12 protein-coding genes and 1 tRNA gene are annotated in these 16,999 nt (G+C 66.3%); 7 read left to right on the top strand and 6 right to left on the bottom strand.

Annotated features, from left to right (window positions below):
• Positions 1-26: 26 nt before the first annotated feature.
• Positions 27-1,670 carry an AarF/ABC1/UbiB kinase family protein gene (locus tag DN388_RS07055; protein ID WP_254998022.1) on the top strand — a complete coding sequence of 548 codons (1,644 nt, stop codon included), beginning with the start codon at positions 27-29 and terminating at the stop codon, positions 1,668-1,670.
• Here DN388_RS07055 and DN388_RS07050 read toward each other — a convergent pair.
• Entirely contained in the window at positions 1,657-2,505 is an 849-nt protein-coding gene (locus DN388_RS07050; protein ID WP_043859822.1) for a LysR substrate-binding domain-containing protein, read from the bottom strand. The genes DN388_RS07055 and DN388_RS07050 overlap by 14 nt on opposite strands.
• Before the next feature lie 115 nt (positions 2,506-2,620).
• On the opposite strand from DN388_RS07050, the gene DN388_RS07045 reads away from it, so the two are divergent.
• From DN388_RS07045 to DN388_RS07030, 4 genes are all read left to right on the top strand, one after another.
• On the top strand, positions 2,621-3,238 hold the full coding sequence (locus tag DN388_RS07045) for a LysE family translocator (protein ID WP_254998016.1): 618 nt from the start codon (positions 2,621-2,623) through the stop codon (positions 3,236-3,238).
• Positions 3,239-3,350: 112 nt separating this feature from the next.
• Positions 3,351-3,866 carry a sigma-70 family RNA polymerase sigma factor gene (locus DN388_RS07040; protein ID WP_043864306.1) on the top strand — a complete coding sequence of 172 codons (516 nt, stop codon included), beginning with the start codon at positions 3,351-3,353 and terminating at the stop codon, positions 3,864-3,866.
• Positions 3,863-4,804 (top strand): FecR family protein, encoded by a 942-nt coding sequence (locus tag DN388_RS07035; RefSeq protein ID WP_052504321.1) that lies wholly within the window; start codon positions 3,863-3,865, stop codon positions 4,802-4,804. Before DN388_RS07040 ends, DN388_RS07035 begins: the two co-directional genes overlap by 4 nt.
• 76 nt (positions 4,805-4,880) lie before the next feature.
• The gene (locus tag DN388_RS07030) at positions 4,881-7,337 is read left to right on the top strand and encodes a TonB-dependent receptor (RefSeq protein WP_254998004.1); all 2,457 of its coding nucleotides are present in this window, start codon (positions 4,881-4,883) and stop codon (positions 7,335-7,337) included.
• 116 nt (positions 7,338-7,453) lie between these two features.
• Here the strand turns inward: DN388_RS07030 and DN388_RS07025 are convergent.
• The 4 genes from DN388_RS07025 to DN388_RS07010 all read right to left on the bottom strand — a co-directional run bounded on the left by DN388_RS07025 (position 7,454) and on the right by DN388_RS07010 (position 11,574).
• Positions 7,454-7,530: transfer RNA gene (locus DN388_RS07025), tRNA-Met, on the bottom strand.
• A gap of 92 nt (positions 7,531-7,622) precedes the next feature.
• The gene (locus DN388_RS07020; RefSeq protein ID WP_229589128.1) at positions 7,623-10,034 is read right to left on the bottom strand and encodes a TonB-dependent receptor; all 2,412 of its coding nucleotides are present in this window, start codon (positions 10,032-10,034) and stop codon (positions 7,623-7,625) included.
• 95 nt (positions 10,035-10,129) lie between these two features.
• Positions 10,130-11,056 carry a FecR domain-containing protein gene (locus DN388_RS07015; protein WP_254997989.1) on the bottom strand — a complete coding sequence of 309 codons (927 nt, stop codon included), beginning with the start codon at positions 11,054-11,056 and terminating at the stop codon, positions 10,130-10,132.
• A complete protein-coding gene (locus DN388_RS07010) occupies positions 11,053-11,574 on the bottom strand; it encodes an RNA polymerase sigma factor (RefSeq protein ID WP_054916253.1) in 522 nt (173 codons plus the stop codon). The genes DN388_RS07015 and DN388_RS07010 overlap by 4 nt, the downstream gene beginning before the upstream one ends.
• 234 nt (positions 11,575-11,808) lie before the next feature.
• On the opposite strand from DN388_RS07010, the gene DN388_RS07005 reads away from it, so the two are divergent.
• A complete protein-coding gene (locus DN388_RS07005) occupies positions 11,809-13,029 on the top strand; it encodes an MFS transporter (RefSeq protein ID WP_254997987.1) in 1,221 nt (406 codons plus the stop codon).
• A gap of 300 nt (positions 13,030-13,329) precedes the next feature.
• Complete coding sequence (locus tag DN388_RS07000; protein WP_043864312.1) at positions 13,330-14,487, top strand: MFS transporter; 1,158 nt, start codon at positions 13,330-13,332, stop codon at positions 14,485-14,487.
• Between the two features lie 9 nt (positions 14,488-14,496).
• Here the strand turns inward: DN388_RS07000 and DN388_RS06995 are convergent, their stop codons facing one another.
• Entirely contained in the window at positions 14,497-16,953 is a 2,457-nt protein-coding gene (locus DN388_RS06995) for a TonB-dependent receptor (protein ID WP_254997984.1), read from the bottom strand.
• Between the last annotated feature and the right edge of the window lie 46 nt (positions 16,954-16,999).

The raw sequence follows: 16,999 nt of genomic DNA, 5'->3' as shown, positions 1-16,999 counted from the left end.
ATCAACCCGCCCCGAGGAACCGCCCAATGCTCGAATCGACCTGGACTGCGCTCAAGCATCATCAGCGTGTGCGCGAGATTGTCGTGGTGCTGGCCAACTTCGGCGCCCAGGACGTGCTGTTCCGCCTGGGGCTGGGCAGGCTGCTGGGGGAGGCCGAAACGGTGGCCGGCCTGCCCGCCGACGAAGGCACCCCGCAACGCGTGCGGCGGGCGCTGGAGGCGCTGGGCCCGACCTTCGTCAAGCTCGGGCAGATCCTCTCCAGCCGCAGCGACATTTTGCCTGCGGCATGGATCGACGAGTTGCAGGCCCTGCACAGCAGCGCCGCTACCTTGCCCTGGGCGCAGCTGCAGGCCCAGGTGCTCGAAGACCTGGGCGCCGAACTGGACCAGGTGTTCGCCGAGTTCGACACCACCCCGCTGGCGGCGGCGTCCATGGCCCAGGTGTATCGGGCACGCCTGCTCGGGGGCGAGGAGGTGGTGGTCAAGGTTCAGCGTCCGGGGCTGCGGCGCAAGATGACCGCCGACCTGCAACTGCTCGAAAGCGTTGCGCAACTGGTCGAGCAAAACACCGCCCTGGCCGACTACCAGCCGCGCAAGATGGTGCGGCAACTGGCCCGGGCCATGCTCGAAGAGCTGGACTTCACCCAGGAAGGCAGCCACTGCGACGCGGTGGCTGCCAATTTCGCCAGCCAGCCGTACATCGTCATTCCGCGCATCTACTGGGCCCACAGCAGCGAGCGGCTGCTGGTGCAGCAGTACCTGCCCAGCCATACCCCGCTGGAGCGCGAGGCGCTGATCGAGCAGGGCCTGGACCCGAGCCTGCTGGCCAGCCGCGGCGCCGCCGCGTTCATCAAGATGCTGCTGGAGGACGGGCTGTTCCATGGCGACCCGCACCCGGGCAACCTCAAGGCCATGGACGACAACCGCGTGGGCTTCATCGACTTCGGCATGGTCGGGCGCCTTGGCGAGCGCCGTCGGCTGGAGGTGATGACGTTCATGCGCGCCCTGACCGAGGGCAACAGCGATGCACTGGTGACGGTGCTGGTGGACTGGAACGACGACGGCGTGCGCAACATGCCCGCCATCGAGCAGGCGGCCGGCGAGTACATGGCGCGTCACGGCGGCAAGGCGCTGAAGATGGGCGCGCTGATCGAGGATTTTCTGGGGCTGATGCGCGAATACCGCCTGCTGCTGCCGCCCGACCTGCTGGTGCTGTTCAAGGCCCTGGTGACCGCCGACGGCGTACTGACCCGGCTGGACCCGCAACTGGACCTGGTGGCCACCGCCAGACCGGCGATCAGGGCTCAGCTCAAGGCGCAGCTGAGCTGGAAGATCGCCAGGCGCCTGGGGCTCGATGGCCTGGAACTGGGACGCGGCCTGCTCGGCGAATTGCCGCAGCTGACGCGGCTGCTGGTGAACCGCTTCAAGCATGGTGTGCTGGAGATGCGCGTCGATGTGCCGGGGCTGGAGCGCCTGGAGCGTTCGTTGCGCCTGGCCTCGACGCGGCTGTCGCTGGCGTTGCTGATCAGTGCGCTGGTGATTGCCTTCGGCCCGCAGATCGCCGCTGCCGGGCCGGTGTGGCTGGGCTTGCCCGCCGTCAGCTGGCTGGCGGCTATCGCCACCCTGGGCGGCTTGCTGGCGTTTTTGCGCAGCCTGTTCAAGAGCCCGTGAGCCAGTCGGCAAAGCGCCGCTGCGCCGTGCCGGCAGCGAAGGGCTCGGGGCTCAGCAGGTAGTAGGCCGAACCGTCCTCGGTGAACCCGTAGGGTGCCACCAACTGCCCGCTGTCGAGCTCGTCCTGCACCATCATGCGCGAGGCCAGCGCCACGCCCAGCCCGGCCAGGGCTGCCTGGATGCACAGGTAGAAGTGTTCGTAGCCGGCGCGGCTGCTGCCCCTGGCCGACTGGCCGCTCAGGCGCAGCCAGTGCTTCCAGGCGTCGGGACGGGTGGCGCTGTGCAGCAGGCGGGTACCGGCAAAGCCCTTGTCGGGCAGTGCCAGGTCGGCGCGACACACCGGCCCTACTGCCTCGTTGCAGAGCTTGAGGCTGTGCAGGCTGGCATCCCAGTGGAAGTCGTCGCGGCGCAGCGCCAGGTCGATGCCGCTGCGGGCAAAGTCCACCGGCCCTCCGGCGGCCACCAGGTGCAGCTGGATGTCCGGGTGCGCGGCATGGAACGCCGGCAGCCGCGGGATCAGCCACTTCATCGCGATGGTCGGCTCGCATGACAGCACCAGCACGTTGTCGCGGGCCTGCTGCAGGCGTTGCACGCTGGCGTGCAGCTGCTCGAACACCGACAGGGTGGTGTCGTGCAGGGCGCGCCCGGCCGGCGTGAGGAAAATGGCGCGGTTGCGCCGCTCGAACAACTGCACCCCCAGGGATTCTTCCAGCAGACGCACCTGACGGCTCACCGCACCGTGGGTGACGTTGAGCTGTTGGGCGGCGCGCACGAAGCTTTCGGTCTGGGCGGCGACGTCGAAATAGCGAAAGGCGGCGAGGGCGGGCAGTTTCATATGTGTGAGGAAAACTAGCGGATTTGCGCCACTATAAATCGCTTTTTTGCCGTGCTGAAGCTTTCGATAATGGCGCTGCGCAGAATCATCTGCGTCATTTCATGGAGTATCGACGGTGGGTGAATTGCTGGCGGTGGCCTTGATTACCGTGTTGGCGGTGATCAGCCCGGGGGCGGACTTTGCCATGGTGACACGCAGCAGCTATGCGTTTGGCAGGCGCAGCGGATTGCTCGCCGCCCTGGGGATTGCCTGCGGCGTGCAGGTGCATGTGGTGTACACGGTGCTGGGGGTGGCAGTGCTGATCAGCCAGTCGCCGGGGCTGTTCATGGCCATGAAGGTGGTGGGGGCAGGGTACCTGATCTACCTGGGATATCGGTCGCTGCGCACTCGTGCGCCGGTGGCCCTGGAGGGCGCGGCGGGGGTGACGGGGCACGGTGCATGGGGGGCGTTCGCATCGGGCTTTCTGACCAATGCGCTGAACCCCAAGACCATGCTGTTCGTGGTCAGCGCGTACAGCCAGGTGGTGCAGCCGGGGGCCTCGCTGGGGCTCAACTTTGCCTATGGGGCGTTCATGTCGCTGGCGCATTGGGTGTGGTTCAGCCTGGTGGCGCTGTTCTTTTCGCGGGAGGCGTTGCGCCAGGCGATGCTGCGCCGCCAGCGCATGGTGGACCGGGTGATCGGGGTGGCGTTGATCGGCCTGGGGGTGGCGGTGGTGTTCGTGAATGTGCGCTGAGCGCCTGGCCGCTGCGCTGGCTTGCCAGCGAAAGGCGCACCACCGATCCCGCCATTGCATCTCCCACCAGCGGCGCCATAAGATATAACCATTCTCATTTAGTGCCGCCGACATGAAAGCCACCCCACCCGCCGACAGTCTCGCTTCGTTGTACAAGGGCTACCACGGCTGGCTGCTGGTGTGGCTGCGCCAACGCCTGGACTGCCCGCACAACGCTGCCGACACGGCCCAGGACACTTTCATGCGCCTGCTCAGCGCCGGCAGCTATGTGGCCCCGCGCGAGCCGCGGGCGTTCCTGGCCACCGTGGCGCGGCGTCTGCTGATCGACCGCGGGCGCCGGCAGAAGCTCGAACAGGCCTACCGCGAAGCGCTCGCCCGGCACGTCGAGTACCTCGACCAGGCACCTTCTCCCGAGCAGATGCTGGCCGCCCTCCAGGCCCTGGAGCACATCGCCCGCGCCCTCGACCTGATGAGCGTGCGTGCCCGCGAAGTGTTCATCCTGCGTCACCTCGAAGGGCTCAGCCATGCCGAGATCGCCGCACGCCTGAACGTCTCGACCAAGACGGTGCAGAACCACCTGGTGCAGGCCCTGCTGCACTGCCACGCTGCCACAGATCCTGCCCTGTGAACCTGCCTGCGGCCACGCTGCGCAAGGCTGCCGAATGGCTGGTGCGCCTGGACGACAGCGCCAGTGCCGGCGACCAGCAGGCCTTCGAGGCATGGCTGGCCAGCGACCCGCAGCACCTGGAGGCCGTGCGCCAGTTGCAGGGCAGCCTCGCGCCACTGCGTGAGCTGCCCCGTGCGCCGGCCCGCGCGGCGCTCAAGCGCATTGCGCCGCAACCCCGTGGCAAGCGCGCGCTCAAGGCGCTGGCAATCAGCCTGGGCCTGCTGCTGCCGGCCGGCCTGGTGCTGCAGCACTATCCGCCGGCTTATCTGATGGCCGATATCCGTACCGGCAGCGGCCAGTGGACTACACAGCAATTGCCGGACGGCAGCCGCATCAGCCTGGATGGCCGGTCGGCGGTCGACCTGCAGTTCGACGCCCAATCGCGCACCCTGCGCCTGCTCAGCGGCGAGATCCTGCTGGATGTGGCCAAGGACGCCAGTCGCCCGTTCCGCGTGGTCACCGAACACGGCAGCATCCGTGCCCTGGGCACCCGCTTCATGGTCGAGCGCAGCGAGCACAGCACACGCCTGGCCATGCTCGAGTCGAGCACCGAGGTCAAGAGCGCCGGCAGCAGCCGCACGGTCAGCGCCGGCCAGCAGGTGCGCTTCGACGCCACTGGCATCCAGCCACTCCAGGCGGTCGACGCCGCCGGGCTGGAGCAGGCCTGGGCCAGCCACCAGATGATGGTCAAGGAGCAGCCGCTGGGCGAGGTGCTGGAGCGCCTGGCACGCAATCACGGCGGCTACCTGCTGTTCGATGCCAAGGCGCTGGCGCACCTGAACGTGACCGCCGTGTTGCCCGCCGACGACAGCGAGCGGGCGTTGCGCCTGCTGGCGCGCAGCTTCCCGATCCGGGTGCAGCACTACACCCCGTGGGTCACGCGAGTCACTCTTGAATAGAAATCCTTATCAAACGCTTCCAGTTCCCGTTACCTGTGCGTCCTTGTATTAGCCAATACATCGGAGAGTCGGGAACATGCCTTCACACAAGCCCCTCAAGCCCAGCCGCGCCCTGGCGCTGGCGGTTCATCTAGCCCTCGGCACGCTGCCGCTGCTGGCCCTGCAGCCGGCGCATGCGCAACAGCAGGTGCAGCGCTATGCCATCCCGGCCGGGGCGCTGGGCGACGTGCTGAGCCGTTATGCCCGCGAGTCGGGGGTGGCCATTTCGTTCAATGCCGGCCAGGTCGCCAACCTGTCCAGCGCCGGGCTGCAGGGCAACTATGCCCTGCAGGACGGCTTCGCCGTGCTGCTGTACGGCCACGGCCTGCAGGCCCAGGCCAGCAGTGACGGCTACGTGCTGGTGGCGCTGCCGGCGGCCAACGGCGCGGTGGAGCTGGGCGCCACCAGTATCAACGGGCAGGTGCTGGGGAGCACCACCGAGGGTACCGGCTCCTACACCACCGGGCCGATGCAGACGGCCACCAAGCTGCCCCTGAGCATCCGCGAAACCCCGCAGTCGGTGAGTGTGATCACCCGCCAGCGCATGGACGACCAGGACATGCAGAGCCTGGAAGATGTGCTCAAGAACACCCCCGGCATGTCCATGACCAAGGACGGCCCGCAGCGCCCGACCTTCTATGCTCGCGGCTTCACCGTCGAGAACCTGATGAACGACGGGCTCTCCAACGACCTGTCGCATTACCTCTCGCGGGACATGAACTCCACGCCCGACATGGCGATCTACGACCACGTCGAGGTGGTGCGCGGCGCCACCGGCCTGATGCAGGGCTCGGGCACGCCGTCGGCGGCGATCAACATGGTGCGCAAGCGCCCCACGGCCGACCCGCGCCTGAGCATCACCGGCAGTGCCGGCAGCTGGGACAACTACCGTACCGAGGTCGACGGCTCCGGCGCGCTCAACGACAGCGGCACCCTGCGCGGCCGGATGGTCACCGCCTACCAGACCCGCAACAGCTTCCAGGACGTGGCCGATACCGAGCGCTCGGTGTTCTATGCCATCGGCGAGGCCGACCTGAGCGACAACAGCACCTTCACCCTGGGGCTGTCGAACCAGAGCGTCAACAACACCTCCACCTGGGGCGGCCTGCCCACTGGCATCGACGGCAGCGACCTGCACCTTTCGCACTCCACCTACCTGGGCAACGACTGGGAATACTGGGACCAGGACAACACCACCCTGTTCAGCCGCCTGGACTATCGCCTGGACAACGACTGGAAGCTGCTGCTGGCGGCGAGCCGCACCTGGTCGAAGCTCAAGATGCTCGGCAGCATGACCGAGCGCATGGGCGATGAGGGCGAGGTGTTCGGCCAGTACCTGGGGCAGTATCACTACGACGACGAGCAGAGCAGCTATGACGCCTATGCCACCGGGCCGTACCAGTTGCTGGGGCGTACACACGAACTGGTGGTGGGGGCCAGCCGCCGCGAGCTGACCTTCGAGGGCAAGGGCAACTACAGCGACGACCTGATCGGCATGAACATCCATGCCTGGGACCCCGGCAGCCTGCCCAAGCGTCGCCTGGACCTGAACTACTGGCACCAGGACCGCGAAACCTCGCAGACCGGCACCTACGTCACGTCGCGCTTCAACCTGGCCGACGACCTGAAGCTGATCGTGGGCGGGCGCCTGGACTGGTACGACAGCGAATCCCAGACCCGCAACGGCACGCGCCTGGGCAAGCCTGTCAACGTGAGCGTCACGCGCAACCTGACCCGCTACGCCGGGGTGATCTACGACCTGGATGCGCAGCATTCGGTGTACGTGAGCTACACCGACATCTTCAAGCCGCAGTCCGAGCAGGACGCCAGCGGCAGCGAACTCAAGCCGATAGAGGGCAAGAACTACGAGGTGGGGATCAAGGGCGAGTACTTCGACGGCGCATTGAATGCCAGTGCCGCGGTGTTTCGCATCGACCAGGAGAATCGCGCCAAGACCCTGGAGCGCTACCAGTGCTCCGACCTGGTGCCCAGCTGCTCCGAGGCGGCGGGCAAGTTGCGCAGCGAGGGTATCGAGTTGGAAGTGAACGGCACCGTGCTGCCGGGCTGGGAACTGGGCGCGGGCTACACCTTCGCCCAGGTCAAGTACGTGAAGGACGGCGACCCGGCCAACGAGGGACGGCTGTTCGACACCGACATCCCGCGGCACGTGTTCAAGGCGTTCACCACCTACCAGCTGCCGGGCGAGCTCGAGCGCTGGAAGGTCGGCGGCGGGGTGTACCGGCAGAATGCGATCTACAACAAGGGTGACAACTGGTACGCCACCGACAGCACCTACCGCATCGAGCAGGATGCCTACACCTTGGTCGACCTGATGCTCAGCTACAAGGCCTCCGAGCACCTGGACGTGCGCCTGAACGTGAACAACGTGTTCGACACCAGGTACTACCAGAGCATTGCCACCAACACGGTGTATGGCGGCAACTTCTACGGTGACCCCCGCAATGCGATGCTGACGTTGCGCTGGTCGCTCTGAAAGGATCAGGCCGGCTCCTGCGGGCGTGCAGGGGCCGGCCTTGCCGGCGAAGCGGCCGGCACTTTTCTTCAGGCATGAAAAAAGGGCCTACCTTTCGGTAAGCCCTTTTTAGTACTTGGTGGCTACACAGGGACTTGAACCCCGGACCCCAGCATTATGAATGCTATGCTCTAACCAACTGAGCTATGTAGCCAAGTGGCGCGCATTATTCGCTCGAAACGATGTTGTGTCAACACCCAATTTCAAAAAATTTAACGCCCGATCAACCGCTTAGCCAAAAACCCCTCAGAACCTGTAGGTGAAGTTGGTCATCACGTTGCGTGGTGCGCCGTAGGTGCCGTACAGGCCGGCCATGCTGTAGTACTCGCGGTCGAACAGGTTGTTCAGGTTCACCGAGGCTTCCAGGTGCTCGTTGATGTCGTAGCGCGCCATCAGGTTGGCGATGGCATAGCTGCCCTGGGTGAAGGTGTGCAGGTCGTTGCCCACCTTGCTCTGCCAGTTCACGCCACCGCCCACGGTCACCTTGTCCAGCACCCCCGGCAGGCGATAGCTGGTGAAGGTCTTGAGGCTGTGACGCGGCAGCACGGTGTTGATGCGCTCGTCCTGGTTGTCGGTGGTCAGGGTATAGGCATACCCCGCCGACGCCTGCCAACCCTCGGCCAGCTCGCCGTTGATCTCCATCTCGATGCCTTTGGAAGTGGTGTCCTGCTTGGCCTCGTACACGTTGTCGTGCTGCCAGATCGCCAGGTTGTCCTGTTCGAGCTTGAACACCGCCACGCTGGAGTTCAGCTTGCCGTCGAAGTGGCTGCCCTTGATGCCCATCTCGTAGCCGATGCCCTGCATCGGGTCGATGGGCTTGAATTGCGCGTCCTGCACCCACGACCCCTGCGGGTTGAAGATCTTGGTGTAGCTGGCATACAGCGACCAGGTGTCGTTCAGGTCGTACACCACCCCGGCATAGGGGATGAACACGCCGGTTTCCTTGCGGTCGGTGTTGCTGCTGGCCGCGCCATAGGGGCGGTCCTCGGTCTTGCGCTCCCAGTCGATCAGGCGGCTGCCCAGGATCAGGTTCAGGTCGTCGCTCAGGTGCAGGCGGGTGGTGAGGTAGGCAGCGTACTGGTTTTCTTCCTGTGACGACTTGCCGCTTTCGGTAAACGCCGGCTTGGGCTGCTTGCCGTCCCAGTCGAAGATGTTGTCGATCGACGCACCCGGGGTGGCGTTGTAGTCGTAGCGCCAGCCGCCCCACTCGGGCACGCTCTGGCTGAACTGCGACAGGGTCACGCCGCCGATCAGTTCGTGCTCGCGCTCGAACAGGCTGAACGGGCCGGTCACGTACAGGTCCAGGTTGTCCTGGCGCGGGGTGCCCGAGAAGCGCACCGGCAGCTGGCTCATGCCGCTGCCGTCCGGGTTCAGATCGCCCATGACGAAGCCGAACAGCTCATCGAACTTGTTTTCCGAGTGGCTGTACTCGAGCTTGCCGCTCCAGCCGTTGCCCAGTTGCTGCTCCACCGAGGCGAAGTAGCTGGTCTGTTCGTGGTCGTTGTACGACCAGGTGGGTGCGCTGTTGATCGAGCGGCTGAGGTTGCTGCGCTCACCGTTGCTGAACCGGGTGGGCAGGCCGCTGCGCAGCGGCGAGTCGACGTCGGTGCGCAGGTAGCTCAAGCCCAGGGTCAGCAGGGTGTCTTCGCTCAGGTCGAATTCGGTGATGCCGTACAGCAGCTGGGTGTCCTGCTTGTAGCGGTCGACCCAGGCCTTTTCGGTCTTGTAGTCGGCCACCAGGCGGCCGCGCACGTTGCCGCTTTCGGTCAGCGGGCCGGACACGTCGAAGCCGCTGCCGTAGCGGTCCCAGGTGCCGGCCGACCCGGTGATGCTGGCCTGGCCCTCGTAGGTGGGGCGCTTGCGGATCAGGTTGATGGTCGCCGACGGGCTGCCCATGCCGCTGATCAGGCCGCTGGCGCCGCGCACGATCTCCACCCGGTCGTACATCGCCATGCTCTGGGTGTAGTTGTCCATGCGCGTGGTGGTAGGCACGCCGTCCACTTCGTAGTTCTGGATCACGAAGCCGCGCGAATAGTAGCTGTCGCTCTCGGCGCCCAGGCCGTCACGGGTGACGATGATGCCCGGGGTGGCTTCCAGGGTATCGGTCAGGGTGCTCAGGCGCTGGTCGTCCAGGCGCTGGCGGGTCATCACGGTCAGCGCCTGCGGGGTTTCCCTGGGCGTGAGGTTCAGGCGCGTCGAACTGCTGGAGGAGTAGGTGGTGTACAGCCCGGTGCCTTCGGTGGTCGAGCCTGGCGCCTTGCCCGAAATGCTCACGGCATCCAGTTGCAGGCCGCTGCCCAGATCCACCGGCAGCTCGATCAGGAAGCTGTTGGGGTTGGGCTGGCTCAGCCGTGCGCTGCTGCCGGTGAGGGTGCGCAGCGCCTGTTCGGCGGTGTACTGGCCCTGTACCTCGGGGGACACGATGCCCGCTACCTGGTTGGCGTCATAGATCACCTGGTAGCCGCTTTGCGCGCTGAACAACTCGATGGCATCGACCAGCGACTGCGTCGAGATATGGAAATCGATGCGTTGCGTCTGTGCCTGAGTGGCCTCGGCGGCCTGCACGGCGGCGCCTGGCAGCAGCGCCAGCAGGCTGGCGGCCAGGATCGCGCTAGCCAAGGGTCGACGGGTGAATGCGACGTCACGTGGGTACTGCATGGTTCCTCCCCCAAGAAGGTGCAAATGGTAATGCTTCTTATGTTGGGGTGTGACGCAGCAGAAACGGGAATTACCGCGCCGCCGGCAAAATATTTTCAGCGCACGATCAGCCAGTGCCCCAACACGGCATCGGCACGCAGTTTATGGCTGCTGAGCAGGGCATCGAGGGCGCTGTCGGCCTGGTCCAGGTTGAAGCTGCCGCTGACCCGTCGCTGGCCGGCGGCCTCGTTGAGCAGCACCAGGCGGGTGCCCTTGTAGGTGGCCAGTTGTTCGAGCACCTGCTGCAACGGCACATCGCGCACCCGCAGCTGACCGTCGCGCCAGGCCAGCAGGCGTTCGGCATCCACCGTCTGCGGCGCATCGAGCCGTTCGCCGTGCAGGGTCAGGCGCTGGCCGGGGCTCAGGCGCTGGCGCTGGCTGGCGGTGCTGACCTCGACGCTGCCGCTGAGCAGCACTACGTCATCGTGCTCGCCACGGCTGACCGAAAAGCGCGTGCCCAGCACCTGCACCCGGGCCTGGTCGACCTCCACCACGAAGGGCCTGCCGTCGTGCACCACGTCGGCGAACACCCGGCCCTGGCGCAGGCGCACGGTGCGGGTGTCGCCGTCGAGGTCGATGTCCACCGCGCTGGCGCTGTCCAGGCGCAGGCGCGAACCGTCGGCCAGTTGCACCTCGCGGCGCTCGCCGGCGGCGGTGGCGTAGTCGCTGCCCAGTGTGTGCAGCGAGGGCACCAGCAACCCGCTCAGGCCGGCGCCCAGCAGCAGGCTGGCGGCGGCCGCATACAGCGGCCAACGGCTTTTCTTGGCGCGGTGCCGGTCGGCCTTGCGCACCCGGTGGGCGGGCAGCTCCAGGGTCTGCCAGAGCTGTTCGACGGCGGCCAGCGCGGCGGCGTTCTGTGCGTCGTGCACCCAGGCGTCGAAGGCGTCGCGTTCAGTGGGCGTGAGGTCATCGGCACGGCGCCGGGTAAACCAGTGCAAGGCCTGCTGTTCGCGTTCAGCGCTGGGGGAGTGATCGGGCGTCATTCGGCTTCGTTCGGCTGGCGCGCGTGCAGGGCGGCGGCCGCGCAGTGGCTCAGGGCTTTGTTCAGGTGGCGCTCCACGGCGCGGGGCTCCAGGCCCAGGCGTGCGGCGATGTCCTTGTAGCTCATTTGCTCGACCCGGGCCAGCAGAAACACCTCGCGGGTGGGTGAGGGCAGGCCGTCGATCAGGCGCTCCAGATGGTCGAGGGTATTGCCGGCCACGGCGCTGCGCTCGGGGCTGGTGTCGGTGAGCAACTGGTCGAGGGCCTGCTCGTCGCTGACCCCGCGCACCTGGTTGCGGCGCGCGTGGTCGATGCTCAGGTTGCTGGCGATGCGGTAGAGGAAGGCGCGCAGGTTGCCGACCTCGCTGCGCTCGCTGTGCATCAGGCGCACGAAGGCGTCCTGCAAGAGGTCGCGCGCGGTCTCCCGGCAGCGCACCCGACGGGTGAGAAAGGCCAGCAGCTCGTTGCGGTGACGCTGGTAGAGCAGCGTCAGGCTTCGGTCTTCCTGATTGTCGGGCATGGAGTGGTCGGGGCTCGCTATTGGTGTGGGAGCGGGCTTGACCCGCGATGCAGTCACCGCGCATGTGCCTGGCTCCGCGGCGATGCAATCGCGGGTCAAGCCCGCTCCCACAAGTGCTCGCGATGCTAGCGTTACTGAGAATTATTAACAAGTAGCCCACTCACTGAAAAGAATAGTGCGCTTGCTAACGAATTCTGGATAATTGGATCCCGACCACCCGATGGACGTTTTCCCATGGCCTTGAGCACCGCCCCGTCAAGTACGCACGCCAGCACCGCCGCGCCCAGCCAGAGCAGCCCGCTGGTGATGCGCATCATCGCTGCCTGTGCGCTGGCGCACCTGATCAACGACCTCATCCAGGCGGTGCTGCCGTCGATCTACCCGCTGCTCAAGGCCAACTACGGGCTGAGCTTCACCCAGGTGGGGCTGATTACCCTGACCTTCCAGATCACCGCCTCGCTGCTGCAACCGGCCGTCGGTTTCTATACCGACCGCAAGCCGATGCCCAACCTGCTGCCCCTGGGCACCCTGTGCACCCTGGTGGGCATCGTGATGCTGGCGTATGTCGGCAGCTTCCCGATGATTCTGCTGGCTGCGGCACTGGTGGGCATCGGCTCCTCGACCTTCCACCCGGAAACCTCGCGCATCGCGCGCCTGGCCTCGGGCGGGCGCTTCGGCCTGGCGCAGTCGACCTTCCAGGTCGGCGGCAATGCCGGCTCGGCGTTCGGGCCGCTGCTGGCTGCCGCCATCATCATCCCGTTCGGCCAGGGCAACGTGGTGTGGTTCGGCCTGTTCGCGCTGTTTGCAGTGATCGTCACCTACGGCCTGAGCCGCTGGTACCGCGGCCACCTGGCGCTGTTCAAGGCCAAGGCCGGCCAGGCCGCCACCCACGGCCTGAGCCGCAACCGGGTGATCGGCGCGCTGGTGGTGCTGGGCCTGCTGGTGTTCTCCAAGTACTTCTACATGGCCAGCCTGACCAGCTACTTCACCTTCTACCTGATCGAGAAGTTCGACCTGTCGGTGGCCAGTTCGCAGCTGTACCTGTTCCTGTTCCTGGGGGCGGTGGCTGCCGGGACCTTCTTCGGCGGGCCGATCGGCGATCGCATCGGGCGCAAGGCGGTGATCTGGTTCTCGATTCTGGGCGTGGCGCCGTTCACCCTGGCGCTGCCGTATGCCGACCTGTTCTGGACCAGCGTGCTCAGCGTGATCATCGGCTTCATCCTGGCTTCGGCGTTCTCGGCCATCGTGGTGTACGCGCAGGAGCTGGTGCCGGGCAACGTGGGCATGATCGCGGGGATCTTCTTCGGCCTGATGTTCGGCTTTGGCGGTATCGGCGCGGCGCTGCTGGGCTACCTGGCAGACATTCACGGCATCGAGTACGTGTACACGTTGTGTTCGTACCTGCCGCTGTTCGGGCTGCTGGCGATTCTGCTGCCGTCCACGCGCAAGCGCTGACAGCGCGCCGGCCAGGCGTCGATGCGATTGACGCCTGGCCGGGGTTTCACCTAGAGTGCCGGCCTTCCTTTTCCTGTAGTCGACCCATGAAACGTTTCTCCCGTCCTTGCGCAGCAAAGCCGCCGGTAGTCCAGGCCCTGCTGTGCGACTGGCCGTGCGATACGGTGCTCAAGCGTCGGCGCAGCGTCCTGTTCGCCTTCACCTTTTCTCCTCCGCGCGCCTGAACTGACCGTCGCTTTCAGAACACAGTCATGTTGATGCCTGCGCGCATGTGCGCGTCGGCGGGTTTCGGAGTTGTAGATGAACACGCGTTTGCTGGCGGGCCTTCTGTTCGCCGTTTCGATCGTAGGGTTGAGCCTGGGCGCCACCCTGCCACTGGTTTCCCTGCGCCTGCTCGATGCCGGGGCCAGCACCCTGCACATTGGCATCCTGTCGGCCGCGCCCGCTGCCGGCATGATGCTCTCGGCGTTCCTGGTGGACGCCTGCTGCCGCCACCTCACCCGGCGCACCATCTACCTGCTCAGCTTCGGCCTGTGCGCCCTGAGCGTGGGGCTGATCGAGTGGGCGTTCGACTCCACCTGGCTGCTCGGCCTGCTGCGCCTGGGCATGGGCGTGGGCATGGGGATCGCGATCATCCTGGGCGAATCCTGGGTCAACGAACTGAGCGAAGAGCACAACCGCGGCAAGGTCATGGCGCTGTACGCCACCGCCTTCACCGGTTGCCAGATGCTCGGCCCGACCATGCTTGCGCTGTTCGGCACCCATAGCCCTTGGGTGATCATCGTGGTCAGCGGCTGCTATGCCCTGGCCCTGGCGAGCATCGTGTGGACAGTGCCCAACGACTATGTGGAGCACGGTGACGACGGCGAGAAGAGTTTTACGCTGGGCGGCTTCTTTCGTGTGGCACCGGCCCTGTGCATGGGCGTGCTGTTCTTCTCGTTCTTCGATGCGGTGATTCTCTCGCTGCTGCCGGTGTACGCCACCAACCACGCCTATGCGGTGGGCGTGGCGGCGCTGATGGTCACGGTGATCCTGACCGGCGACATGCTGTTCCAGTTGCCGCTGGGCTGGCTGGCCGACCGCTGCGAGCGCACCACGGTGCACCTGGTGTGCGGCGTGGTGGCGATGCTGATCGGCCTGGCGCTGCCGTGGCTGATCCAGGTGCAGTGGCTGCTGTGGCCGGCGCTGGTGCTGCTGGGGGCGGTGGCGGGCGGGGTGTATACCCTGGCGCTGGTGCTGATCGGCCAGCAGTTCAAGGGCCAGGACCTGGTCACGGCCAATGCCAGCGTCGGCCTGTTGTGGGGTGTGGGCAGCCTGGTGGGGCCGCTGGTCAGTGGCGCGGCCATGGACGTCGCCCCCCATGGCCTGCCGATGGCACTGGCGGCGATGGCCGCGCTGTTCGTGTGCTTTGCCCGTAGCTCGCGGCGCAAGGCCTATGCGGCCCGCACCGCGCAGTAGCGGCCGGCCTCAGAAGCTTGCGCGCAGGGTCAGCGAGACGTTGCGCGGGTCGCCGTAGTAGTACCCCGTGGCCGTGGCGCCCACCTTCTTGTAGTAGTGCTTGTCGAACAGGTTGTTGGCGTTGACCTGCAGCGAATAGTGCTGGTTGAAGCGGTAGCCCAGCAGCGCGCTGTACACCGCATAGCCGCTTTGCGAGGCCACGGCATTGCCGTTGCGCGAGTAGATGTCGCTTTGCGCACTGACCCCGCCACCCACGGTCCAGGCGTCGTATGCCCCCGGCAGGCGGTAGCTGGTGAACAGCTTCAACTGGCGCTTGGGGTCGGTGGGGCGCAGCACGTTGCCGGTGTTGCTGAGGGTGTCCTTGAGGTACTCGGTGGTGGTGTAGGTGTAGCCCCCCGACACCTGCCAGCCGGGCAGCACTTCGCCGGTCACTTCCAGTTCGAACCCTTCGCTGCGGTTCTTGCCGGCGGCCACCTTGCAGTGGCCGCTGGTGTAGTTGGGCAGGCACGGGTCGGGGCTGCCCAGGTCATCCAGGGCGTTGCCCACCTGGTAGATGCGGAACACCGCCAGCGAGGTGTTGAGCCTGCCATCGTAGAACTCGCCCTTCACGCCCAGCTCGTAGGCTTCGCCAGTGACCGGGTCGAGCACCGCGTTGGACGCATCGGTGGCGCTTTGCGGGTTGAAGATCTCGGTGTAGCTGCCGTACAGGCTCAGGTTGCTGTTCAGGTCGTAGATCAGCGCCGCATACGGCACGATCTCGCGGTCGACGCTGTACTTGCCTGAGGTCTTGAGGTTGTTTTCCTGCTTGTAGTCGTACCAGTTGATGCGCGCGCCGATCACCGCGGTCAGCGGGTCGGCCAGCGAGATGCGCCAGGTGGCGTGCGCCGCCTGCTGGGTGGTGCGGGTCATCACCGGCTTTGCGCTGATGTTGATCGACGGCTCGGGCAGGCTGGTCTTGGGGTCCCATTCGCGAATGTCGAACACCCCGGAGGCCGTGAAGTTGGTGGCCGAGGCAGTGGAGTCGTTGCGGATGCGCTCCACGCCCACCATCAGTTCGTGCTCGCGGCCCAGCAGCTGGAAGGGGCCGTTGAGGGTGGCGCTGAGGTTGGTCTGCTCGCTTTCGCCGCCGTCGCCCTCGGTCACCTGGTAGTTCATCAGGTAGGGGTTGGTGGTGCTGGCGCGGGTGAAGTAGGTCTGCTTGAAGCCGTGGTCGTCGAGGCGAAACTGCGTGCGGGTGCCCGATACCTTGAGCGTCCAGTCGTTGTCGAACACATGCTCGAGCTCGGCGAAGGTCTGCAGGTTGCTGCGGTTCCAGCGGTTCCAGTCGGCGCCCAGGTAGGTGCTGCGCGAGAGCTTCAGCGGCGAGCCATCGAAGTTGGCTGGCAGGCCGCCCCACGAGCCGGTGGCCTCCAGCTCGGTATATTCGATGCCACCGGTGAGTGTGGTGCGTTCGCCCAGGTCGGCGGCCAGCACGCCGTAGAACACGTTCTTGCGCTCCATGCGGCTGTCCTGGAACGAGTCCTTGTTATCGTGCACGGCGATCATGCGGCCACGGATCGCGCCGTTGTCGGTCAGCGCGCCTGACAGGTCGGCCACATAGCGCTGCGCATCCCAGGAGCCGGCGGTGACGCTGGCCGAGGCCTGGAAGTCCCGGGTAGGGCGCTTGCGCACCAGGTTGACGGTGCCCGAGGGGTTGCCCGCGCCGCGCAGCATGCCGGTGGCGCCGCGCAGGATCTCGGCGCGGTCGATGATCGCCGAGTCACTCTGGATGAACGAGCCGCCGCCACTGCCTTGCACCACGGTGGCGCCGTCATACTGGATGGCGTCGATCTGGTAGCCGCGCGAGTAGTAGGTGACGCGCTCGCTGTCGACGTAGTCGACCACCACACCCGGGGTCTGCTCCATCAGGGTGGTGAGGTTGGTGATGTTCTGGTCGTCCAGGCGCTGGCGGGTCAGCACCGACACCGATTGCGGCGTGTGGCGCAGGGTCTGGGGCATCTTGCCGATGGTCACCGCACCGGTGGTGTACGAGCCGCTGTGCTCGGTGGTTTCGCCCAGGCGGTCGCTGGAGATGCTGGTGGCGCCCAGCTCCAGGGCGTCGCCGATGTCCACCGCCGGCAGCAGCAGGAAGCTGTTGGCCGACTTCTGCTGCACCTGCACGCCGCTGCCCTGCAACAGCAGCGCCAGGGCCTGGGCGTTGTCGTGGCTGCCGGACACGCCGGCGGTGGTCTTGCCCTGCAGGCTGGCGGCGTCATACGACAGGTTCAGCCCACCCTGGCGGGCCATCTGCTCAAGCGCTGCGTCCAGGGGCCCTGCGGGAATGTTCCAGCGTTGCACCTGCTGGGTGGCCGCAGGTGCGGCAGCGCCCAGCAACGGCGCAGCGGCGGCGCTCAGGGCCAGGCCGAGCAAGGCGCCACGCACGGCGCGCTGAAGGGGATCGGGGCGGGCAACACTGGGGTGGATCATTCGGGGCTCCTGAGAAGAGACAGACGTTTCGCCTTTATCCCTACAG

Source organism: Pseudomonas sp. S12(2018) (assembly GCF_024355235.1).
GTDB classification, from domain to species: Bacteria; Pseudomonadota; Gammaproteobacteria; order Pseudomonadales; family Pseudomonadaceae; genus Aquipseudomonas; species Aquipseudomonas palmensis.
This window is presented reverse-complemented; position numbering and strand designations above follow the sequence as displayed.